Source organism: Streptomyces sp. NPDC022910 (assembly GCF_055561075.1).
Map to the genome: position 1 here is coordinate 33,653 of NZ_JBVHHL010000003.1, position 21,052 is coordinate 54,704.

Sequence of the window (21,052 nt, forward strand, 5' to 3'; positions counted from 1 at the left end):
GAGCTGTGCCCCCGAACACCCTCTTCTCGCATCCAACCACGTACCGCCGGACGGGCGCTCATTACCCATGGGTTACCCCGCCGCCGGCAAGGTCAGACCGTCTCTCTGCAACACCCTGGCGAGTGACTCCACGACGTCCGGCTGGTAGTCACGGGCACAGCCGAGCCGCAGCCGCTCCAGCGCACTGAGCGGTCCCCCCGGTCCCGCTTCTTCCCGCGCCATCTCCTCGTACGCGTTCACCGCCCGGACGATTCTGGCGCTGACCGGTTGCTCCCGGTAGGGGTCGGCCTGCCGCTCCACGACGATCGCGACCTCGGCGTCCACCCCGGTCTGGCGTACGACGGCCCCGCCCAGTAGCGCGATGCGCCGCTGTTCCTCGGCGGGCAGCGCGGCGGTGGCACCGGCGGGCACGGGATCCACCAGGCTGAGCTGTCCGATGTCGTGCATGAGGGCCGCGTACTCCAGAACGGTCAGCTCGGGCTCGGTGAGGCCCAGCTCCCTGCCGACGGCCCGGCTGAGCGCCGCCACGCGGCGGGCGTGCCCGGCGGGCGTGTACCCAGCGATCTCGGTGGCGCGTGCCAGGGAGGCGATGGTCTGCCGGTAGGTGGTGCGCACGGCCGCGTACCGGCGGTAGGAGAGCTGGGTGAGCAGCAGCGGCAGCGAGAACACGGGTAGCGCCCACAGGCCGACGACCGCGACCGCGAGCGACATCACGGCGCCGGTCGCGCACACGGCCGAGCCGATGCCGAGCCGGGCGCGCAGTTCGTCGCGCAGCAACGGGCCGAAGGGCCAGCGGGTCCGGGAGTGCGCGAGCGCGGCGGAGAGCACTGCGTCGCACAGCGTGGTGAGTACGAGCAGCGCGACGACGAGCAGCGCGTACGCGGGTCCTCCCCAGCCGTGCAACCTGCCGTGGCTGTAGAGGGGTTGGAAGCAGACGGCGGCGAAGCCGACGGTGAGCAGGCGGCGGGTGAGGTGGTCGGCGGTCGATCCGCGGCCGCGGGCCACGTGCGGGACGCAGCCGGCGAGGGCGGCCGCGAGAACCACGGTGACCACCTGCTGCACCCCGTGGTGGGTGAGCTGTCCGGCGTTCTGTCCGAGCAAGGCGTAGGAGAGTGCCCCGGCCGCCCCGAGGGGCGCGGGCTCCCGCTCGTCGCTGTCGCTCCACCGGGTCAGCTCCCCCACAGCGACGAGGGCACCGAAGGCGAGGGCGACGGCGGGTTCGTCGAGGCCGTGCCAGAGGGTGAGCGCGAGGGAGCCTGCGGCCAGGAGCGCGGCCGCCGCATGGGCGAGGACGAGGGTGCGGCGGCCCGCCGTCATGCGCCGCCCCCGCCGCGGCGCTGCCCGGCGGGTTCACCGGCCATGGGCAGGACCGGCGGCCGTACGTTCCGGCGACGCACCTCGTCCGCGGTCACCACTGGATGCCAGCCGTGCCGGTCCAGCGCGCGGATCAGCGCCCGCACCATCGCCGGGTCGAACTGCGCTCCTGCGCACCGCTTCAGCTCCTCCAGCGCCGCCTCGACAGGACGGGCGCGCCGGTACGAACGGGTCGAGGTCATCGCGTCGAAGGCGTCGGCGACCGCCACCACCCGGGCGAACTCCGGGATCTGGGGGCCCACGAGACCGTACGGGTATCCGCTGCCGTCCAGTCGCTCGTGGTGGTGGAGGATCGCGGACCGTGCCTCGCCGAGGAACCCGATCCCGCGGACCATCTCGTGGCCGTACTCGGGGTGCAGCTCGATGATCCGCCGTTCTTCGGAGGTGAGCGGCCCGTCCTTGCGCAACAGCCGGGTGGGAACGCCGAGTTTGCCGACATCGTGCAGGATCCCGGCGAACCGCAGCACCTCGATGCGCTCGTCGTCCATCCCGAGTTCGCGCGCGATCATCATCGAGGCCTGCCCGACCCGCTCGCTGTGCCCGCGGGTGTATCCGTCCTTGATGTCGACGGCCTGCACCAGCGCGCGGATCGTCGCCTGGTGGGCCGCACGCTCCCGGTGGTACTGGGCGAAGACCCAGCAGGACACGTACATGGGAAGCAGTACGAGCAGGGCGGCGACCGGCCCGAACGGGCTGCGCCACAGCACCGCCATCATCAGCCCGGCGAGCCCGTGCACGGCGACGGGCGCCAGGGAGCGCAGGAACAGCCCGCGCCAGGCGCTGCCGACCGGTACCCCCTCCGCCAGTACCAGGATGCCGCCGTCGAGCACGGTCAGAGTCAGGCAGAACGCCAGCACGGCCGCCCCGGCGGTCAGGAGCGCGTACGGGAAGTGGGGGCCGACGACCGCATCCTGGCCGCCGAACGCCCAGTGCACGCGCGAGGCGGCCCACACGGCGAGGGCGAGCCGGGCGGCCCGCCAGACGCGGCGCAGCCATGAGGGCCGCTCGGCGACGCGGGCCAGCAGGGCCCCCGGCAGCGGCACGAGCGCGGCGGCCGCAGGCGGCAGCAGAAAGGCCGCGGCGAGCAGCACGGGGAAGAAGGTGCCCATGCCCTCGGGGGCCCGGGTGCCGACGTGGCGCGTACCGGTCCCCCCTGCTCGAGCGCAGCCGAGACCTCGGGGAAGCGAGATCTGCTCGCAGCCGGCGTAGAGCGCGGCGGGCAGGGCGACCGCCCACCAGGGAGCCGGAACGTCCGGCACGGGGGCCACGCACACCAGGGCGGCGAGGACGGCACAGCCGACGTACACGCGTGCCCACGGCCGGACCGGCCCCATCACGTACCTCCCCCGCAACCCGCGCCCGTCCCGGAACCGGGCGGGCCCGGTCATGCCCCTTTCAGGCTCCGGAGCCTAAGGGGGAGGGCAGCGCACAGGGACGCCATTGGCCGGATCCGCGGGCCCACGGCCCGCGGATTAGCACGTTCGGGTGACGATCCACCCAGGCTTGACGGAGGTTGACCGAACTGGAGTTCAGGACTCCTGCGGCGTCGCGGTCACGTCGTGTTCGGGCACCGCCTGGCCCGAACGGATCAGCTCGATGCGGCCGATGACCTTCGCCCGGAGATCGCTCGGCACGTCGTCATGGCCGCAGCACCGCTTGACCAGCTTCTTGACGGCCTCTTCGAGCCCGTACTTCTCCAGGCACGGCGAGCACTCCTGGAAGTGCTGCTTGAACTTGGTGCGGTCGACGTCCGGCATCTCACTGTCGAGGAACTCGTAGAGATGGTCGAGGACCTCACTGCAGTCCGTCTCGTGCGGCTCTCCGCAGCTCATGAGCCCGAGCCTTTCGCTTCGTTCGACTCTCCGGCGCCGGCCGGGACCAGCCCGCGCTCACGGGCGTAGTCCTCGAGCATGCCGCGCAGTTGACGGCGACCTCGGTGCAGCCGGGACATCACCGTACCGATGGGTGTCCCCATGATGTCCGCGATCTCCTTGTACGCAAAGCCCTCTACGTCCGCGAGATAGACGGCGATACGGAATTCCTCGGGGATCGTCTGCAGCGCCGCCTTGACGTCCGAGTCGGGCAGGTGGTCGAGCGCCTGCGACTCGGCGGAGCGCAGACCGGTCGACATGTGCGACTCGGCGCGGGCCAGCTGCCAGTCCTCGATCTCCTCGGCCGCGCTGCGCTGGGGTTCGCGCTGCTTCTTGCGGTACGAGTTGATGAAGGTGTTGGTGAGGATCCGGTACAGCCAGGCCTTGAGGTTGGTGCCCTCGCGGAACTGGTGGAAGGACGCGTACGCCTTCGCGTACGTCTCCTGGACCAGGTCCTCGGCGTCGGCAGGATTGCGCGTCATGCGCAGTGCGGCCGAATACATCTGGTCGAGGAATTCGAGCGCGTCCCGCTCGAAGCGCGCACTGCGCTCGGCGGACGACTCCGCGCCCGTCCCCCGGCCCTCGGGCTGCTCCGCCTGGCCGTTGTCGGTCCCTGCGTCGGTACCGGTGACCGGACCCACCTCCTCCAGTGACGTGGCAGGACCGAAACCGATCCCACTGGAATCGGAGGATAGACGAACATCCTCACCCGCCGCCGCCCGAACAGGCGCGGTCTTGGCCGCGTGCAGCACCGTCCAGTCCAGGTCAGCACTGCTGCGGCGGCTCGGGCAGATGGTCGAACCCATGCGGCGGACTTCCTCTCTACGTGCGGTGCAGCACGACAGGTGCTGTCTGATCCGCACAACAGTGGTCCGCCCCGCGGCATTCCCGGGCGTCACCCGAGTGACGCGGCCCACTTCACCACGGCGTCGGTGATGATCTCCAAAGCCTCCTCCTGGGTGAGGTCCTCGCGCTTGGGGACGGCGAAGCCGTGATCGCCGTAGGGAACCTCGACGAGCTGGTACGAGCCCTCCGGGAACTCCACAGGCTTCCCGAACGGGTCTCTCCCGCCCTGGACGACAAGGGTGGGCACGCCCGCGCCGAGCAGTTCGCCGGCGCGGGACTTCTCGGGCCTGCCCGGCGGGTGCAGCGGAAAGCTCAGCGCGAGGACGCCTGCGGCGCCGAGCTCGGTCGCCGTACGGCAGGCGACCCGGGCCCCGGCGCTGCGCCCGCCGGCGATCACGGGCAGCCCGGGCTTCTTCAGCGCGGGCCACACCCCGCGCCAGCCCACGTCCAGCGTCTTCGGGGCGGGCGCCACCTTCTTTCCGGCGACACGCCAGGGCTGCTCCACGAGGGCGACGCTCACTCCGTGCGCGGGCAGCACCCGGGCCAGCGCCTGCAGATCGCGTGCCTCGACGCCGCCGCCGGCTCCATGGCTCACGGCCAGGACGCACGTCGCCTTCTTCGCCCTGTGCCAGGTGATGCGGGCCGTACCCGCGTCGGTTCCGACGCTCTCTGTCACATCCGTCACGTCAGAAGAGTGTGCCCTCTTCGGGGGCTGCCAGTTCCTTCAGCAGCTCCGGGCCGTTGTTGCGGACGTTGCTGACCGCCGTGGAGACCGGGTAGGCGCGCATCAGGCCGGGCGGCGGTGCGTCCAGCAGGGAGCGCAAGGCGTCGGGGTCCGTGTGGGACGGGTCGAGCCAGGCGTCCCAGCGGTCCGGGGTGAGCATGAGAGGCATGCGCGGGTGGATGTCGGACAGGGAGCGCGGGCCCTCGGCAGGGGCCACGGCCAGCGGTGTCGTCTCCGCCTCCGTCGTGATCACCGAACACGTCGCCCACCAGGCCTGCGGATGGTCGTCGGGCAGGGTCCTGTCCCGCCAGAACTCGTACAGGCCGGCCATCGCGAACACCGAGCCGTCGGCGGGCAGCACGAAGTACGGCTGCTTGCGCGGCCGCTTCTTCCTGCCCTCGGCCTCCAGGTCGCGCTCCTCCTTGCCGGTGACCCACTCGTAGTAGCCGTCGGCGGGGATGACGCAGCGCCGGGCGGCGAAGGCACGGCGGTACGCCGGCTTCTCGTGCACCGTCTCGGCGCGCGCGTTGATCATCCGGGCGCCGCCCTCGGGCGACTTCGCCCAGGACGGCACGAGGCCCCACTTGAGCCTGCGCAGCTGACGAACCGGCCGTTGGTCGTCGGCGTCCTTCAGAGGACGGTCCAGGACCGCGTAGACCTCCTTGGTCGGAGCCACGTTGTAGTCGGGCGCCAGGGTCTCCTCCGGCTCCCTCCCCGAAGCTCTCGACTCCGCTCGAGCAGAGGGGACCCCCATCTCGATCCCAAAGATTCCTGCGAGATCCTCGGGCCTGCGACTCGCTGAATACCGTCCGCACATACGTGCCACACTGCCAGATCCGACGAGAGCCCAGGAGCCACTACCCCCGATGGACACCCTCGCCTCGACCTCGCTGAGTGCGCTGCCCGACCTCTGGGACCGGATCTTCGGGAGCCAGCCCGACCCCGACCTGTGGGTGGTGATCGCCACCCTGTTCGCCGCGCTCGCCGTGGTCGTCCCGCAGGGCGTGTGGCGGATATCGCGCAACACCATCACCATCGCGCACGAGGGCGGCCACGGCCTGGTCGCGCTGCTCACCGGGCGCGCGCTCACCGGTATCCGGCTCCACTCCGACACCAGCGGTCTCACCGTCAGCCGCGGCAAGCCGCACGGCCTCGGCATGATCCTCACGGCCGCCGCCGGCTACACCGCTCCCCCGCTGCTCGGCCTCGGCGGCGCGGCGCTGCTCGCCGCCGGGCACATCACCCTGCTGCTGTGGCTGGCCACGGCGCTGCTCGTGGCGATGCTGGTGATGATCCGCAACGCGTACGGTGCGCTGACCGTGGTCCTCACCGGGGGGACGTTCCTGCTGGTGTCGTGGCTGGCCGGCCCGCAGGTGCAGGCGGCCTTCGCGTACGCGGTGGTGTGGTTCCTGCTCGTCGGCGGAGTACGGCCTGCCTTCGAGCTGCAGGCAAAGCGGTCGCGTGGAGGCGCCCAGGACTCGGACGCGGACCAGCTCTCGCGGCTCACCCATGTACCGGCGGCGCTGTGGCTCTTCCTGTTCCACGTGGTGTCGCTGTGCTCGCTGATGGGGGGCGGACAGTGGCTGCTGCGGCTCTGACAGCACACCGGCGTGACGCGCCGTGAACACGCATGTCCGCACGGCATGTTCCGCCCGGATATCAGAGAACGATTTCGCTCAGGTTTCGCCGCATTTGATCAAGATCTCCGGAGTGGACCAGCCACTACAGTGGGGCGCATGACCGTTAACCCCGCACACACCGCCCTCTGGCCCGCCCCGCACGCGAGCGGAGCCGTCGACGCGACGGTCCACGTGCCCGGGTCCAAGTCGGTCACCAACCGTGCCCTCGTCCTCGCCGCCCTCGCCTCCGAGCCCGGCTGGCTGCGCCGCCCCCTGCGCTCCCGCGACACCCTGCTGATGGCGGCCGCCCTGCGTGCGATGGGCGTCGGCATCGAGGAAGGGGTCGGCCCGGACGGCTCCGGCGAGACCTGGCGGGTGATCCCCGCCGCGCTGCACGGCCCGGCCACGGTCGACGTCGGCAACGCGGGCACCGTGATGCGCTTCCTGCCCCCGGTGGCCGCGCTGGCCGACGGCCCCATCCGCTTCGACGGCGACCCCCGTTCGTACGAGCGTCCCCTGAACGGCGTGATCGACGCCCTGCGCGTCCTCGGCGCCCGAATCGACGACGACGGCCGCGGCGCGCTGCCCCTGACCGTGCACGGCGGCGGCGCGCTGGACGGCGGCCCGGTGGGGGTCGACGCGTCCTCGTCCTCCCAGTTCGTCAGCGCCCTGCTGCTGTCCGCACCGCGCTACAACCAGGGCGTGGAGGTCCGGCACACCGGCTCGACGCTGCCCTCCATGCCGCACATCCGCATGACCGTCGACATGCTGCGCGCGGTCGGCGCCCAGGTGGACACCCCCGAGTCGGGCGGGGAGCCCGACGTCTGGCGGGTCACGCCGGGCGCTCTGCTCGGCCGCGACCTGACCGTGGAACCGGACCTGTCCAACGCCCAGCCGTTCCTCGCGGCCGCCCTGGTGACCGGCGGCACGGTCGTCATCCCCGACTGGCCCGTCCGCACGACCCAGCCCGGCGACCGGCTGCGGGAGATCTTCAGCGAGATGGGGGGTTCCTGCGAGCTGACCGAGCGCGGCCTCGAGTTCACCGGTTCGGGCGCCCTCCACGGCATCGACGTGGACCTGGGCGAGGTCGGCGAGCTGACGCCCGGCATCGCGGCGGTCGCCGCGCTTGCGGACTCGCCGTCCACCCTGCGCGGAGTGGCCCATCTGCGGCTGCACGAGACGGACCGCCTGGCCGCGCTCACCAAGGAGATCAACGAGCTGGGCGGTGACGTCACCGAGACCGCCGACGGGCTGCACATCCGCCCGCGCCGCCTGCACGGCGGGGTCTTCCACACCTACGACGACCACCGCATGGCCACCGCGGGCGCGATCATCGGCCTCGCGGTCGACGGCGTGCAGATCGAGAACGTGGCGACGACAGCCAAGACGCTGCCCGACTTCCCCGACCTGTGGACCGGGATGCTCGGGAACTGACGGGCGGACCGGGATCATGCGCCGCTACGGCAAGCACACCGACGAGGACGACATTCGCACTCGCCCGAACCGCAGGGGCAACCGGCCGCGTTCGAACATCCGGCCCAAGCACGAGGACGCGGCCGAGGGCATGGTGCTCACCGTCGACCGCGGTCGGCTGACCTGCCTCGTCGACGGCCGTACGGTCGTGGCGATGAAGGCCCGCGAACTGGGCCGCAAGGCCGCCGTGGTCGGCGACCGGGTCGCCCTGGTCGGCGACCTGTCCGGCATGAAGGACACGCTCGCCCGCATCGTCCGCATCGAGGAGCGCACCTCTGTCCTGCGCCGCACCGCCGACGACGACGATCCGTTCGAGCGTGTGGTCGTCGCCAACGCCGACCAGCTGGCCATCGTCACCGCGCTCGCCGACCCGGAGCCGCGCCCGCGCCTTATCGACCGCTGTCTGGTGGCGGCGTACGACGGCGGCCTCGAGCCCCTCCTCGTGATGACGAAGTCGGACCTCGCGCCGTCCGACAAGCTGCTGGAGCTGTACGGGGCGCTGGACATCCCGTACATCGTCACCAGCCGCGAGGAGTTGGAGACCGGCGACGCGGCCGACCGAGTGCGCGACCATCTGGACGGCAAGGTCACGGCGTTCGTCGGCCACTCCGGTGTGGGCAAGACGACGCTGGTCAACGCGCTGGTGCCGGATGACCGGCGGCGTACGACGGGCCAGGTCAACGCGGTGACCGGCCGCGGGCGGCACACCACGACCTCGGCACTCGCGCTGCCGTTGGGGGAGGCGGAGGGCTGGGTGATCGACACCCCGGGCGTACGGTCCTTCGGGCTCGCGCACATCGACCCGTCCCGCGTGATCCACGCCTTCCCGGACCTGGAGCCCGGCACCGAGGGCTGTCCGCGGGCGTGCAGCCACGACGAACCGGACTGCGCGCTGGACGCATGGGTGGCCGAGGGGCACGCGGATCCGGCGCGGCTCTACTCCCTGCGCAGGCTGCTCGCCACGCGCGAGCGGAAGGAAGGGGACTGACCTCCACGTTGTTTGGGTCCGTTGCGAGCAGGTAAATGCTTACCTCGCACCGGGCCTGATCCGACCGGACGAAGCAGTCGACGTGGGGACGCGGGAGGACGAGACATGGCGTGGCTGCTGGTCATCGTGGCCGGGCTTCTCGAGACGGGCTTCGCCGTCTGCCTCAAGCTCTCCCACGGCTTCACCAGGCTCTGGCCGACGGTCGCCTTCTGCATCTTCGCGCTCGGCAGCTTCGGTCTCCTCACCCTCTCGCTGAGAAAGCTGGACGTCGGTCCGGCGTACGCGGTGTGGACCGGCATCGGCGCGGCCGGGACGGCGATCTACGGCATGATCTTCCTGGGCGACCTGGTCTCCACCCTGAAGATCGTCTCGATCACGCTGGTGATCGTGGGCGTGATCGGCCTTCAGCTGTCGGGCTCGGCCCACTGAGGGACGCCCCGTAGGGGCACGGGGCGACGACTTCTGGGCGCCCCGGTGGGCGCACCCTCACCGAACGGTCGCGGCAGAGCGAACCGCACCAACTCCGCCACCCCGCCCTCTCCCGGCGGAGCCGACACACAGGACAGGGACAGCCGAACGACCAGCTCACAGGCGCGAGCCACTTCCGCGACATCCCCCTGGCTCATGCCGGGGCCGGCAACCGCCGCGACGGCCCGGTCACGGACCAGCGCCACGAAGTCCGCAGGAGACGGCAGCGGCCCGTCGGCCCGCCGCTGCGCCGGCACCGTGGAGCTGGACGGCACCGCCGACAGCGTCGGCGAGGGCAGCCGCTCGCTCCAGCAGCCGGTGAGCATGGCGCGCACGAGCGCGTTGTCGCGGGCGGCCGACGCGGTCCACTCGGCGGCCGCGGTCAGCCGTTCGCGGGGCTCCGAGGGGGCGGCGAGCGCGCGCTCGACACCGGCGAGGTAGCTGTCGGCCTCCCGGCGCACCAGGGCCCGGGCGAGCCCCTCCTTGCTGCCGAACTCGTTGTACAACGTCTGGCGGGAGACACCGGCCACGGCGGCCACGTCCACCATGCGTACGGCGGACCAGGGGCGCCGCAGGAGCGCCGTATAGGCGGCGTCCAGTAGGGATTCCCGCGCTGCAGGCATCATCGCCTCCCTCGGGGCCGGCGGCTCTGACGCACAGGTTTGACGCGCACACCTGCACTGTCAAGGGTTCGCGGAGGCGCCAGGGGGCGTGCGCCCACCGTCGCACGCTGTGATCACACCACGGCACCCGCTCGCTGCGGAGGCGAGGTGCCCGGGCAACCGAAGATCCGCCGGTCCGTGTGGCCGTCCCCGGGACCGGGCAGATACCGTTCGGTCATGCCCGACTATCTCGATGACCTGCGGCTCGCCCATGTGCTCGCGGACGCCGCCGATGCCGCGACCATGGACCGGTTCAAGGCCCTCGACCTGAAGGTGGAGACCAAACCGGACATGACGCCGGTGAGCGAGGCCGACAAGGCCGCCGAGGAGCTGATCCGCAGCCAGCTGCAGCGCGCCCGGCCGCGCGACGCGGTCCTCGGCGAGGAGTACGGCATCGAGGGCACGGGCCCGCGCCGCTGGGTCGTCGACCCGATCGACGGCACCAAGAACTATGTGCGCGGTGTGCCGGTGTGGGCGACACTGATCTCCCTCATGGAGGCGGGTGAGGGCGGCTACCAGCCCGTCGTCGGTGTGGTCTCCGCCCCCGCGCTGGGCCGCCGCTGGTGGGCCGCGAAGGGGCACGGCGCGTTCACCGGCCGCAGCCTGTCCTCGGCGTCCCGGCTGCACGTCTCGCGCGTCTCCAAGCTGTCCGACGCGTCCTTCGCGTACTCCTCGCTCTCGGGCTGGGAGGAGCAGGGCAGGCTGGGCGGCTTCCTCGACCTGACACGCGCGGTGTGGCGCACCCGCGGCTACGGCGACTTCTGGCCGTACATGATGGTCGCCGACGGCTCGGTCGACATCTGTGCCGAGCCCGAACTGTCGCTGTGGGACATGGCGGCGAACGCGATCGTCGTCACGGAGGCCGGCGGCACCTTCACCGGCCTCGACGGCCGCCCCGGCCCGCACAGTGGCAACGCGGCCGCGTCCAACGGCCTCCTCCACGACACACTGCTCGACTACCTGAACGACCGGTACTAGACACCAAGGGTGCTCCTGCGCATCGCGAGCGCCCCTGAACTCGCGTCGCGCGCCCTCTTGTTGACCCGCCCTTTGCCTGCGACTCTGAAGGTCCCGCACTTGTGAATTTGTGAAGCATTGCACAGGCGCGTCCGGCGGGCGGCAACCCACGGACCCGGAGCCCTGAGCCAGTGCGTTCCCGTGCATTCCTAGGAGGTGGCTCCGCCCCATGCTCGTCCGCGACGCCATGAGCACGGTGGTCCTCACCATCGGCCCCACACACACCCTCCGCCAGGCAGCAGCCCTCATGTCGGCCCGCCGTGTCGGCGCTGCCGTGGTCCTCGACCCGGACGCCGACGGTCTCGGGATCCTCACCGAGCGTGACATCCTCAACTCCGTCGGCCTGGGTCAGAGCCCGGACATCGAGCGGGCACACGCCCACACCACCACGGATGTCGTGTTCGCCGCGCCCACCTGGACCCTCGAAGAGGCCGCACGTGCCATGGCGCACGGGGGCTTCCGGCATCTGATCGTCCTCGACCGCGACGAACCCGTCGGTGTCGTCTCGGTCCGCGACATCATCCGCTGCTGGGCACCGGCCCGGGAGCGCGTCCCGGCCACGGCCCCCTAGCCGCCCACCGGCCGCGGGCAAGCGAACGGGCCGGAAACCCCCTGGGATTCCGGCCCGTCCCCTACGACAAGCGGTCCAACCCGGTCAGCCGCGCAGGGCCTGGACAGCGGCCTCCAGGCGCTTGCCGAAGTCTCCGTCGGCCTGACGGAAGTTGTTGATCGCGCGCTCGGCGATGTCGTCGCGCGAGACCTTGGCGATGAAGCCCGCCAGGTTGCCGATCAGGCGCTCCTTCTCGTCCTCGGACATCAGGCGATAGAGGTTGCCCGCCTGGACGAAGTCGTTGTCCTCGGCGTGCACCGGCGCCCCGTGGTTGCCGGTGCCGGCCGGGAAGCCATTGAACGACTGCCACAGCGGACGGTCCGTCTGGAACGGGCCGCCGAAGCTGTTCGGCTCGTAGTTCTTCGCGCCCTTGTGGCGGCCGTCGTACAGGAAGCCGTCACGGGAGTTGGTGCGCGCCTCGGTGGCGTGCGGGCGGTTCACCGGCAGGTGGTCGGCGTTGATGCCGACCCGGTAGCGGTGGGCGTCGCCGTACGCGAAGAGGCGGCCCTGGAGCATCTTGTCGGGGGAGGGACCGATGCCCGGCACGAAGTGCGCGGGGCTGAAGATCGACTGCTCGACCTCGGCGAAGATGTTCTCCGGGTTGCGGTTGAGCTCCAGCTTGCCGATCTCGATCGGCGGGTAGTCCTCGTGCGGCCACACCTTGGTGAGGTCGAACGGGTTGAAGCGGTAGGTCGCCGCCTCGGCCGCCGGCATGATCTGCACCTGCACGGTCCACGTCGGGTACTCGCCCCGCTCGATGGCCTCGCGCAGATCGCGCTGGTGGGAGTCGGGGTCCTCACCGGCGAGCTTGTTGGCCTCTTCCTGGGTGAGGTTCTTGATCCCCTGGTCCGTCTTGAAGTGGTACTTGACCCAGAAGACCTCGCCGGCCTCGTTGTTCCACTGGTAGGTGTGGGAGCCGTAACCGTTCATGTGGCGGTACGAGGCCGGGATGCCGCGGTCGCCGAACAGCCAGGTCACCTGGTGCGTGGACTCGGGCGACAGGCCCCAGAAGTCCCAGACGTTGTCCGCCTCCTGCGAGCCCGTGTACGGGTCGCGCTTCTGGGTGTGGATGAAGTCGGGGAACTTGATGGCGTCCTTGATGAAGAACACCGGGGTGTTGTTGCCGACGAGGTCGTAGTTGCCCTCTTCGGTGTAGAACTTCAGCGCCCAGCCGCGCGGGTCACGGACGGCGTCCGCGGCACCCAGGTTGCCGGCCACGGTCGAGAAGCGCAGGAAGGTCTCGGTCTGCTTGCCGACCTCGGAGAGGAACCTGGCGCGCGTGTACCGGGTGACATCGGCGGTGACCGTGAAGGTGCCGTAGGCACCGGCACCACGGGCGTGCACGACACGCTCCGGGATGCGCTCACGGTTGAAGTGGGCCAGCTTCTCCAGAAGGAGCTGGTCCTGGACGAGAACCGGACCACCGACGCCCGCGGTCTCGCTGTTCTGGTTGTCGGCTACCGGAGCACCGGCCTCCGTCGTAAGCGGTCCCTGCATCACGTGCGCCTCCTGCGTCATTTCCGACCAGCCCCATGTGCGACCAGTCCTATCCCTTGGCCAAAGCCGATATCGATCCTACAATAGACAATGTCTAAGTCAAGTAACACTCCAAAGTCACACCCGTTCGGGACCTGGTCCCCCTGCTGTTAGGCTGGTCTCTATGAGTGACCTGTTGGAACGGCTGCGCGGACGCGGATGGCGGATGACCGCGCAGCGGCGCGTCGTGGCCGAGGTCCTGGATGGCGAGCACGTGCACCTGACGGCCGACGAGGTGCATGCCCGGGCCGTAGCCAAGCTGCCCGAGATCTCACGGGCGACCGTCTACAACACGCTGGGCGAGCTGGTCTCCCTCGGCGAGGTGCTCGAGGTCACCACGGACAAGCGCGCCAAGCGGTACGACCCGAACGCGCACCGGCCGCACCACCACCTGGTGTGCGCCCGCTGCGGCGCGATCCGCGACGTCCACCCGAACGGCAACCCGCTGGCCGACCTTCCCGACACGGAGCGCTTCGGCTTCACGGTCTCGGACGTCGAGGTCACGTACCGCGGCCTGTGCCCGAACTGCGCGGCGGCGTAACCAGTCGCTCCCCGAGGCCCCGGCACCCCCGAGGTGCCGGGGCCTTTGTCTGCCACCGAGGGCCTTCTCTGCTCCTGAGCCGTGAACGCGCCAGAGCCGGAACCCTTGTGGGTTCCGGCCCTGGACTTTCAGTAGCGGGGACAGGATTTGAACCTGCGACCTCTGGGTTATGAGCCCAGCGAGCTACCGAGCTGCTCCACCCCGCGTCGGTGAACGCAACATTACGTCAATGACGCTGACAGAGGCAAATCGCTTACGGAAGGGCGCGAATCCCGGCGTCCGTCACGCCGACAACTCCTCCCTCAGCGCATCCCGCAACCGTGCCGCACGTTCGGACACCTCGGCGGGTCCGAGCGACACCGCCCGGTCGGCCCACTGCTGCCCCTCCGCCAGCTCTCCCCGCCGCGCATAGACGAGGGCCAGGCGCAGTGCGGCCCGGCCGTGCCCCGCGTCCGCCGCCCGTGTCCACCACAGCGCGGCCTCCGGCTCGCTCCCCTCGCGCGCCAACAGCAGCCCCAGGTTGAACGCTCCGTTGCGCGAGCCGCCCTCCGCCGCCTCGCGGTACCACCGGGCCGCCTCCACGACGTCACCGCGCGCGGCGGCCAGCATCCCGACCCGGACCTGTGCCCGGCGGTGCCCCTGCATGGCCGCCCGCTCGTACCACTCCTCGCACTCGCTCTTCTCGTGCGACGGCTCGCCCAGCTCATGGGCGGGCGCCGGCGGGCGGCGGGCGTCCAGCAGGGTGGCCAGCCGGTACGCGCCCTCCGGGCTGCCGCCCCCGGCGGCGCACCGCAGATGCCGCTCGGCCGTCCGCTCGTCCCCCTCCCGCAGCCGGGCGATCCCGACCTGGAGCGCCGCCTCGGTGTGCCCGGCGGCCGCCGCCCGCTCGTACCATCCGAGGGCCGCCTCGTCGTCGCCCCGGCCCACGTACAGGATGCCGAGGTTGAACGCGGCGTCCACGCTCCCCGCCTCCGCGGCCTTGGAGAACCACGGTTCGGCGCCCGTCGTGTCCCCGCCCTGGAGCAGCAGGATGGCAAGCGCGTTCGCGGCCTCACGGTGCCCGGCGTACGCCGCCCGCCGGTACCACTGCTCGGCCTGCGCGGTCCTGCCCTGCTCGGCGCAGAGCAACCCGAGGTTGTAGGCGCCGTTGACGTCGCCGGCGTCCATCGCCGCCCGGTACCACCGCTCGGCGGTCTGCGTCTCGCCGCGCTCGGCGTGCAGCGCGCCCAGCGCGTTCGCCGCGTTGCCGTCGCCCTCCTGCGCCGCGCGCAGCCACCAGACGGCGGCGCTCTCGGTGTCCCCCGCGTCCCGCAGCAGGAAGCCGAGCGCACAGGCCGCCCTCGGCTCCCCGTCCTTGGCGCTCGTCAGATACCAGCGCCCGGCCTCCTTGAGGTCGCCGCGTTTCTCCAGGATCACCCCGAGGTGCAGCGCGGCCCTCCGGTGCCCGCGCGCCGCGGCCTGCCGGTACCACTGCTCGGCCTCGTCGAGCGCGGACGGCTCGACACCGTTGTCACCGCCGGTCTCCTGCCCGTCCAGGCCCTTGCGGTCGAGTGCGCGCGCCAGCCGGTAGCAGGCCTCGCGGTGCCCGCGCTCGGCGGCAGCGCGCATCCAGCGCCCGGCGCCCTCGTCACCGCGGTGCTCCAGCAGGTCGGCGAGCGCGTACGCGCCGAGGGCGTGTCCCTGTTCGGCGGACTGGCGCAGCCAGTACTCGGCTGCCGGCTCGTCGCCGCGCTCACGGTGGTGCCGCCCGAGCGCGTGTGCGGCCGCGGCGGACCCGGCGACGGCGGCGATCCGCCACCACCCGGCGGCCTCGTCGGCGTATCCGCGCTGATGCAGAAGGACACCCAGGTTATTGGCGGCGGCACGGTCACCCGCGGCGGTGGCAGCACGCAACTGGGGCTCGGCTCCGTCGAGATCACCGCGGCGCAGCAGCATGGCCCCGAGGACGCTCATCGCCTCGATGTCCCCGGCCTCGGCGGCGAGCCGCTGGCGCGCTTCATCGACCGCCTCGCCGGTCTCGTCCCGACCGCCAGGCTGCGCAATTCGCCCCGTCTCGAACAGAGTTGCCTTCTCCCCCATAACGTCCATCGTCGCACCACCTGCAACCTGGGTACACCTGGTATACCGCAGCCAGTGAGGTCACTTCAGCGTTTTGTCGACATGCCCACAGAGAGACAAGTCAAACACAGAACGGCCAACTCCCCCCGCAAGCGGTCGCACTTCGCAAGAGTCGCCAGGTCACGCTGTACGCCTCGTCGTGTCGCGGACACACGCGAAGGGCCCGGATCCTTGATCAGGATCCGGGCCCTCGACTTCAGTAGCGGGGACAGGATTTGAACCTGCGACCTCTGGGTTATGAGCCCAGCGAGCTACCGAGCTGCTCCACCCCGCGCCGTTGTCAGGCAACCGTATCACGGCGCGGAGGGGCGTTCGGTTCAGCCGCCGCCGGAGCTGCTCGGGCTGCTGCTCGGTGAACTGCTGGGCGAACCGCTGGGACTGGCGGACGGATTGCTGCCGCCGCCGCCACTGGTCTTGTTGGCCTTGGCCTGCGCCTCCTCGGCCCGCTTCAGAGCGGCCTCGAGGTCCTTCTGCGCCTTGGCGTACGCCTCCCAGTCGGGCTTCTTGAGAGCCTCCTGGCCGGCGTCGAAGGCCTTCTGGGCGTCTTCAAGCGCCTGTTGGACCGTCGGATTACCGGACGGAGGCGGGTTGGTGGTGCCGGTGTCCGGCGGCGTGGTGGTCGAACCCTGCACCCCGAACACCTTGTTGAGCGCCTGGTCGAGTGTGTCCTCGAACGCGGTGTTGCCGCCGTAGGTCACCAACACCTTGCGCAGCAGCGGGTACTTCAGCCCGCCGCCGCGTACATAGACCGGCTCCACATACAGCAGTCCACCGTCGAGCGGGACGGTGAGCAGGTTGCCGTACTCGACCTCCGAGTCGCCGCCCTTCAGCAGCCTGATGGACTCGGCGATGTCCTGCTCGGAGTTGAACTGGCTCTGTACCTGTTTGGGTCCGTCGACGGTTGTGCTCGTCGGCAGTTTCAGGACACGGATCTTGCCGTAGTCACTGGTGCCCGCCTCGGAGTCGACCGTCATGAACGCGCTGAGGTTGTCCCGGCCGTTCGGCGTGAACGTGGTCGTCAGCGAGAACGCCTGCGACGTCTGGTCGGGCATCTTCATGCTCAGGTAGTACGGCGGCACCGCGTCACCCGACTTGTTCGTCGGATCGTCCGGCACCTGCCACACCTCGCTGCCGCTGAGGAAGGTCTGCGCGTCCTTGACGTGGTAGCGGGTGAGCAGCTCGCGCTGGACCTTGAACAGGTCCTGCGGGTAGCGCAGATGGGCCATCAGCGAGGCCGAGATGTCGGTCTTCGGCTTCACCGTACCCGGGAAGGCCTTCATCCAGGTCTTCAGGACCGGGTCCTGGGTGTCCCACTGGTAGAGCTTGACCTCGCCGGTGTACGCGTCGACGGTCGCCTTCACCGAGTTGCGGATGTAGTTGACCTGGTTCTGCTGGGCCATCACGGCGCGTTGGGTGTTGCCCGCGGTCAGCGAGTCCGCCGTGGTGTCACCGAGGGTCGTACGGGAGGCGTACGGATAGCCGTTCGTCGTCGTGTATGCGTCGACGATCCACTGGATGCGGCCGTCGACCACCGCCGGATAGGCGTCGCCGTCGATGGTCAGCCAGGGCGCGACCGCCTCGACACGGTCCTTGGGCGTGCGGTTGTACAGGATCCGCGAGCCCTCGCCTATGGCGCCCGAGTACAGGATCTGCGGCTCGCTGAACGCCACCGCGTACGCGGCCCGGTTGATCGGGTTGGAGAGGTTGACCCCGCTCTTGCCCTGGTAGCTGGTGGTCTTCTCACCGCTGTCGTCGGAGTAGTCGATCTCCTTCTGGGGACCACCGACGATCGAGTAGGTGCTGGTCTTCTCGCCGTAGTAGATCCGCTGCTCGTACGTGCCGAGGTCTCCGGTCGAGGGCAGGTCGGACTCGGTGAAGACGGGCTGGCCGTTGGTACCGGCGGTGGTGCCCTTGGCGGCGACCACACCGAAACCGTGGGTGTAGCGGAAGTGGTCGTTGATCCAGTTCTGCTTCGGGATGCCCGCCAGGTTCAGCTCACGCAGACCGATGACCGTGTCCTGGTCCTTGCCGTCCTTGTTGTACCGGTCGACGTCCAGGTTGGTCGGGAACGCGTAGTAGTTCTTCATCTGCTGGAGCTGCTGGAACGTCGGCGAGACGATGTTCGGGTCCAGCAGGCGGATGCTCACCGTGGCGTCGGCGTCGTCGCGCAGCTTGGTCTTGTCCTTGGTGCCGCTCGTCCCGGCGTACTCGGTGACCTGGGCGTCGTCGATGCCGTAGGCCTCGCGGGTCGCCTTGAGGTTCTTCTCGACGTACGGTGCTTCCTTGGCCTGCTCGTTCGGCTGGACCTGGAACTTCTGCACGATCGCCGGGTAGAGCCCGCCGATGAGGATCGCCGAGAGCACCATCAGGCCGAAGCCGATGACGGGCAGCTGCCAGGTGCGCCGCCACAGGGTGGCGAAGAAGAGCAGCGCGCAGATGACGGCGATGCAGAACAGGATCGTCTTGGCCGGCAGGTAGGCGTTCGCGTCGACGTACCTCAGGCCCGTCCAGTTGCCGGTCGCCTTGAAGTCGCTGGACTTCACCGCGAGACCGTACCGGTCGAGCCAGTAGGCGACCGCCTTCAGGGCGACGAAAATGCCGAGCAGCACCGACAGGTGTCCGGTGGCGGCGGTCGTGGCGCGCGCTCCCGGGGAGGTGATCCGCAGACCGCCGTACAGGTAGTGCGTGAGAGCGGCGGCGATCAGCGACAGCACGGTGGCGGCGAAGCCGAAGCCGAGCAGGAAGCGGTACCAGGGCAGGTCGAAGGCGTAGAAGGCGACGTCCAGGTGGAACTGGGGGTCCTTCTGGTGGAAGGGCACGCCGTTGACCCACATCAGCCAGGTCCGCCACTGGCTGGACGCCGACGCGCCCGCGATCAGGCCCACCAGGGCGGTGATCCCGAGCAGCAGCCACCTCTTGTAGGGCGCGATCCCCATCCGGTAGCGGTCGAGGCTCTGCTGCTCCATGGACATGGCGCTCAGCGGCGGACGCAGCCGGTGGGCGAGCCAGATGTTGAAGCCGACCGCGGCCGCCATCAGCAGACCGAAGACGAAGAAGAGCCCGATCTTGGTCCACAGCGTGGTGGTGAAGACGGACGAGTACTTCACCGACCGGTACCAGAGCCAGTCCGTCCAGAAGCCGGCGAACATGACGAACGCCATGCCGAGGACGGCGAGGACCCCCAGTGTCATGAGCAGGGTCCGGGCACGCCGGGACGGGCGGCCCACTCTGATCCGTGGCCCCGTCGGGCCTCCGCCGCGGTCCGGCATCTGGAAAGCCAAGGTGCGCACCTCGAAGTTCGCTGTTGATCCGTGTTGATCCGTCAGGCCCCCGTGAACGCGGACCATGGATGAGGCTCCACGATCACGGAGCCCCACCTATGCAACTTACTGGCGCTTTACTCGGTTCCCGCTTCCGGGTGGGAACGAGGCAGGATTGTGACCATGTCCAACACTCCCATGGCAGCGAACCCGCTCACCCGGGCCGTGCTCGAGATCGACGAGTACGCCTCCGGCCTCGGCTGGGACCAGCCCGCTCGCCTCTTCGCCCTCGTAGACACCGCGCGACTGCGGGTCGAGGAGCCCTCGCTCGCGGTCCAGCTCGGCCTGGAGGACGAGCCCGAGACGGCCGGTCTCACCCCCATCGAGCAGGACGAGATCCCTGCCGACAGGCCGCTGGACGAGTTCCTCGGCACCATCGCCTGGCCCGACGCGGTGGCCGGCTGCGCGCTCACGGTGGAGCGACTGATGCTGCCGCCGTCCGCGGAGGCAAAGGTCCCGGAGGGCCTGAGCGAAAAGAGGCTGGCGAAGTGGGTCGCCGAGCACCCGGAACGCCAGGAGGTGCGGATGACGGTGGCGGTCCTGCGGGACGGAGCGCGCGAGTCCGCTCTGCGGCTGCGCGAGAAGGACTCGCCGACCGAGGTGCTGACGGGTCCGGAGCTGGTGCCGGGCCTCGCCGAGGCGCTGTCGGCGACGTTCGAGGACTGAGCGGACCGAGCGCCGCGCGTGCGTGACGGGGGGCGCCCGGGGTTACCCGGTGCCCCCTCATCACGTCGGGGTGCTGCCGGTCAGCCCTTGGTCGTGCACTTCGGCAGGTCGGCGGTCTTGCCCGTGCGGATGTCCTTGAGGGCGTCGAGGGCGTCCTCAATGGTGTTGACCTTGACGAGCGTGAGCCCCTCGGGGGTGTCCTCGGTGGCGGCCGCGCAGTTGTCCTTGGGTGTCAGGAAGTACTGGGCGCCCTTGCTGCGCGCACCGACCGTCTTCATCTCGATGCCGCCGATCGGACCGACCTGACCGGCGTCGTCGATGGTGCCGGTGCCGGCCACGAACTTGCCGCCGGTGAGACTGCCCGGAGTGAGCCTGTCGTAAATGCCGAGGGCGAACATCAGGCCGGCACTCGGTCCTCCGACGTCGGCGAGCTTGATGTCGATGGTGAACGGGAACGTGTGATCGGTCCCGGCGGAGATCCCGACGATGGCCCGCTGCTGACCGCTGTCGTGCGACTTCATCGTGGTGATCGTCACATTTTGTGTCTTGGTGGCCGTCTTGTGCGCCTTCTCGGCGGCGGCCTGTTCCTTGGCGGGCACGATCGTGAACACGACGTCCTGGCCGGGCTTGTGCTTGGTCACCAGCTTGGCCACGTCGTCGGGCGCCTTGACGGCCGACCCGTCGACGGCCTTGATGACGTCGCCCGCGTGCAGCTTGCCCTCGGCGGGCGATCCCTTGAGGACAGTCGAGACGATCACCCAGGACTTCACGGGGACACCGAGCTGCTTCAGGGCGGCGACCTTGGCGCTCTCCTGGGACTGGCTGAACTCCTCGGCGTTCTCCTGGGTGGACTGCTGCTCGGTCTTGCCGTCCGGGTAGAGCGTGTCGTGCGGGACGACCTTGCTGTCATGGGCAAGCCATCCGTAGACGGCCTCGACCAGGTTCATGTTGTAGTCGGCGCTGGTGACGCGGACCGTGGTCATGTTCAGGTTGCCGGTCGTCGGATAGGTCTTGCGCCCGGAGATCTGCAGCACCGGCTCGCCGTCGTGCTCGGCGAGGGTGTTCACCGTCGGACCCGGGGACATCTCCGAGTACGGCACTTTGATGAACACTCCCGCGCACAAAAGCGCGATCAGCATCAGGGTGGAGGCGAGCATCGTCGCGGTGCGGCGTGGCATGGAACGACAGTACGGGACGGTCCTGTCAGTGCACCGTCGGG

The 21,052-nt window shown here is 70.2% G+C and carries 19 protein-coding genes and 2 tRNA genes; 8 read left to right on the top strand and 13 right to left on the bottom strand.

Features of this window, described 5'->3' with window-relative positions; all coding sequences use genetic code 11:
- Nucleotides 1-72: 72 nt before the first annotated feature.
- The 6 genes from ACZ3TS_RS03515 to ACZ3TS_RS03540 all read right to left on the bottom strand — a co-directional run bounded on the left by ACZ3TS_RS03515 (nt 73) and on the right by ACZ3TS_RS03540 (nt 5,632).
- Nucleotides 73-1,317: an HD-GYP domain-containing protein gene (locus ACZ3TS_RS03515; RefSeq protein ID WP_467613410.1), complete on the bottom strand. Its 1,245-nt coding sequence runs from the start codon at nt 1,315-1,317 to the stop codon at nt 73-75.
- Nucleotides 1,314-2,708, bottom strand: a complete 1,395-nt coding sequence (locus ACZ3TS_RS03520) for an HD-GYP domain-containing protein (RefSeq protein WP_467613645.1) — start codon at nt 2,706-2,708, stop codon at nt 1,314-1,316. The genes ACZ3TS_RS03515 and ACZ3TS_RS03520 overlap by 4 nt, the downstream gene beginning before the upstream one ends.
- Nucleotides 2,709-2,903: 195 nt before the next feature.
- Nucleotides 2,904-3,206, bottom strand: coding sequence for a mycothiol system anti-sigma-R factor (rsrA, locus tag ACZ3TS_RS03525; RefSeq protein WP_467613411.1), 303 nt, complete (start codon nt 3,204-3,206; stop codon nt 2,904-2,906).
- Complete coding sequence (gene sigR, locus ACZ3TS_RS03530; RefSeq protein WP_467613646.1) at nt 3,203-3,886, bottom strand: RNA polymerase sigma factor SigR; 684 nt, start codon at nt 3,884-3,886, stop codon at nt 3,203-3,205. The genes rsrA and sigR overlap by 4 nt, the downstream gene beginning before the upstream one ends.
- 254 nt (nt 3,887-4,140) lie before the next feature.
- Nucleotides 4,141-4,767 (bottom strand): alpha/beta hydrolase family protein, encoded by a 627-nt coding sequence (locus ACZ3TS_RS03535; RefSeq protein ID WP_467613647.1) that lies wholly within the window; start codon nt 4,765-4,767, stop codon nt 4,141-4,143.
- Nucleotides 4,768-4,777: 10 nt separating this feature from the next.
- A complete protein-coding gene (locus ACZ3TS_RS03540) occupies nt 4,778-5,632 on the bottom strand; it encodes an SOS response-associated peptidase (protein ID WP_467613412.1) in 855 nt (284 codons plus the stop codon).
- Nucleotides 5,633-5,681: 49 nt separating this feature from the next.
- On the opposite strand from ACZ3TS_RS03540, the gene ACZ3TS_RS03545 reads away from it, so the two are divergent.
- From ACZ3TS_RS03545 to ACZ3TS_RS03560, 4 genes are all read left to right on the top strand, one after another.
- On the top strand, nt 5,682-6,413 hold the full coding sequence (locus ACZ3TS_RS03545) for a M50 family metallopeptidase (RefSeq protein ID WP_467613413.1): 732 nt from the start codon (nt 5,682-5,684) through the stop codon (nt 6,411-6,413).
- 138 nt (nt 6,414-6,551) lie between these two features.
- Nucleotides 6,552-7,868, top strand: a complete 1,317-nt coding sequence (gene aroA / locus ACZ3TS_RS03550; protein WP_467613414.1) for a 3-phosphoshikimate 1-carboxyvinyltransferase — start codon at nt 6,552-6,554, stop codon at nt 7,866-7,868.
- Between the two features lie 16 nt (nt 7,869-7,884).
- Entirely contained in the window at nt 7,885-8,895 is a 1,011-nt protein-coding gene (gene rsgA / locus ACZ3TS_RS03555; RefSeq protein WP_467613415.1) for a ribosome small subunit-dependent GTPase A, read from the top strand.
- A gap of 105 nt (nt 8,896-9,000) precedes the next feature.
- Nucleotides 9,001-9,324 carry a DMT family transporter gene (locus tag ACZ3TS_RS03560; RefSeq protein WP_467613416.1) on the top strand — a complete coding sequence of 108 codons (324 nt, stop codon included), beginning with the start codon at nt 9,001-9,003 and terminating at the stop codon, nt 9,322-9,324.
- On the opposite strand, the gene ACZ3TS_RS03565 is transcribed toward ACZ3TS_RS03560, so the two are convergent.
- Nucleotides 9,300-9,986, bottom strand: a complete 687-nt coding sequence (locus tag ACZ3TS_RS03565; RefSeq protein WP_467613417.1) for a TetR/AcrR family transcriptional regulator — start codon at nt 9,984-9,986, stop codon at nt 9,300-9,302. The genes ACZ3TS_RS03560 and ACZ3TS_RS03565 overlap by 25 nt on opposite strands.
- A gap of 216 nt (nt 9,987-10,202) precedes the next feature.
- On the opposite strand from ACZ3TS_RS03565, the gene hisN reads away from it, so the two are divergent.
- Together hisN and ACZ3TS_RS03575 are read left to right on the top strand one after the other, a co-directional pair.
- Nucleotides 10,203-11,003: a histidinol-phosphatase gene (gene hisN, locus ACZ3TS_RS03570; RefSeq protein WP_467613418.1), complete on the top strand. Its 801-nt coding sequence runs from the start codon at nt 10,203-10,205 to the stop codon at nt 11,001-11,003.
- A 208-nt stretch (nt 11,004-11,211) separates the two neighbouring features.
- Entirely contained in the window at nt 11,212-11,613 is a 402-nt protein-coding gene (locus tag ACZ3TS_RS03575) for a CBS domain-containing protein (RefSeq protein ID WP_467613419.1), read from the top strand.
- 84 nt (nt 11,614-11,697) lie between these two features.
- Here ACZ3TS_RS03575 and ACZ3TS_RS03580 read toward each other — a convergent pair whose 3' ends face one another.
- Nucleotides 11,698-13,170 (bottom strand): catalase, encoded by a 1,473-nt coding sequence (locus ACZ3TS_RS03580; protein WP_467613420.1) that lies wholly within the window; start codon nt 13,168-13,170, stop codon nt 11,698-11,700.
- A 142-nt stretch (nt 13,171-13,312) separates the two neighbouring features.
- Here ACZ3TS_RS03580 and ACZ3TS_RS03585 point away from each other — a divergent pair, with 142 nt between their 5' ends.
- Nucleotides 13,313-13,729: a Fur family transcriptional regulator gene (locus tag ACZ3TS_RS03585; RefSeq protein ID WP_467613421.1), complete on the top strand. Its 417-nt coding sequence runs from the start codon at nt 13,313-13,315 to the stop codon at nt 13,727-13,729.
- Nucleotides 13,730-13,861: 132 nt separating this feature from the next.
- On the opposite strand, the gene ACZ3TS_RS03590 is transcribed toward ACZ3TS_RS03585, so the two are convergent.
- From ACZ3TS_RS03590 to ACZ3TS_RS03605, 4 genes are all read right to left on the bottom strand, one after another.
- Nucleotides 13,862-13,935, bottom strand: a tRNA-Met gene (locus ACZ3TS_RS03590).
- A gap of 76 nt (nt 13,936-14,011) precedes the next feature.
- On the bottom strand, nt 14,012-15,817 hold the full coding sequence (locus tag ACZ3TS_RS03595; protein ID WP_467613422.1) for a tetratricopeptide repeat protein: 1,806 nt from the start codon (nt 15,815-15,817) through the stop codon (nt 14,012-14,014).
- Between the two features lie 230 nt (nt 15,818-16,047).
- Nucleotides 16,048-16,121: transfer RNA gene (locus tag ACZ3TS_RS03600), tRNA-Met, on the bottom strand.
- A 43-nt stretch (nt 16,122-16,164) separates the two neighbouring features.
- Entirely contained in the window at nt 16,165-19,137 is a 2,973-nt protein-coding gene (locus ACZ3TS_RS03605; RefSeq protein ID WP_467613648.1) for a UPF0182 family membrane protein, read from the bottom strand.
- A gap of 153 nt (nt 19,138-19,290) precedes the next feature.
- On the opposite strand from ACZ3TS_RS03605, the gene ACZ3TS_RS03610 reads away from it, so the two are divergent.
- Complete coding sequence (locus tag ACZ3TS_RS03610; protein WP_467613423.1) at nt 19,291-19,833, top strand: PPA1309 family protein; 543 nt, start codon at nt 19,291-19,293, stop codon at nt 19,831-19,833.
- An 80-nt stretch (nt 19,834-19,913) separates the two neighbouring features.
- Here the strand turns inward: ACZ3TS_RS03610 and ACZ3TS_RS03615 are convergent, their stop codons facing one another.
- Nucleotides 19,914-21,011, bottom strand: coding sequence for a YlbL family protein (locus ACZ3TS_RS03615; RefSeq protein WP_467613424.1), 1,098 nt, complete (start codon nt 21,009-21,011; stop codon nt 19,914-19,916).
- Nucleotides 21,012-21,052: the final 41 nt, after the last annotated feature.

Coding starts and splice junctions, on each gene's coding strand:
- ACZ3TS_RS03515 (WP_467613410.1), bottom strand. CDS start 1,317: ATGACGGCGGGCCGCCGCACCCTCGTCCTCGCCCATGCGGCGGCCGCG.
- ACZ3TS_RS03520 (WP_467613645.1), bottom strand. CDS start 2,708: ATGGGGCCGGTCCGGCCGTGGGCACGCGTGTACGTCGGCTGTGCCGTC.
- rsrA (WP_467613411.1), bottom strand. CDS start 3,206: ATGAGCTGCGGAGAGCCGCACGAGACGGACTGCAGTGAGGTCCTCGAC.
- ACZ3TS_RS03540 (WP_467613412.1), bottom strand. CDS start 5,632: ATGTGCGGACGGTATTCAGCGAGTCGCAGGCCCGAGGATCTCGCAGGA.
- ACZ3TS_RS03545 (WP_467613413.1), top strand. CDS start 5,682: ATGGACACCCTCGCCTCGACCTCGCTGAGTGCGCTGCCCGACCTCTGG.
- aroA (WP_467613414.1), top strand. CDS start 6,552: ATGACCGTTAACCCCGCACACACCGCCCTCTGGCCCGCCCCGCACGCG.
- rsgA (WP_467613415.1), top strand. CDS start 7,885: ATGCGCCGCTACGGCAAGCACACCGACGAGGACGACATTCGCACTCGC.
- ACZ3TS_RS03560 (WP_467613416.1), top strand. CDS start 9,001: ATGGCGTGGCTGCTGGTCATCGTGGCCGGGCTTCTCGAGACGGGCTTC.
- ACZ3TS_RS03565 (WP_467613417.1), bottom strand. CDS start 9,986: ATGCCTGCAGCGCGGGAATCCCTACTGGACGCCGCCTATACGGCGCTC.
- hisN (WP_467613418.1), top strand. CDS start 10,203: ATGCCCGACTATCTCGATGACCTGCGGCTCGCCCATGTGCTCGCGGAC.
- ACZ3TS_RS03575 (WP_467613419.1), top strand. CDS start 11,212: ATGCTCGTCCGCGACGCCATGAGCACGGTGGTCCTCACCATCGGCCCC.
- ACZ3TS_RS03580 (WP_467613420.1), bottom strand. CDS start 13,170: ATGACGCAGGAGGCGCACGTGATGCAGGGACCGCTTACGACGGAGGCC.
- ACZ3TS_RS03585 (WP_467613421.1), top strand. CDS start 13,313: ATGAGTGACCTGTTGGAACGGCTGCGCGGACGCGGATGGCGGATGACC.
- ACZ3TS_RS03595 (WP_467613422.1), bottom strand. CDS start 15,817: ATGGACGTTATGGGGGAGAAGGCAACTCTGTTCGAGACGGGGCGAATT.
- ACZ3TS_RS03610 (WP_467613423.1), top strand. CDS start 19,291: ATGTCCAACACTCCCATGGCAGCGAACCCGCTCACCCGGGCCGTGCTC.
- ACZ3TS_RS03615 (WP_467613424.1), bottom strand. CDS start 21,011: ATGCCACGCCGCACCGCGACGATGCTCGCCTCCACCCTGATGCTGATC.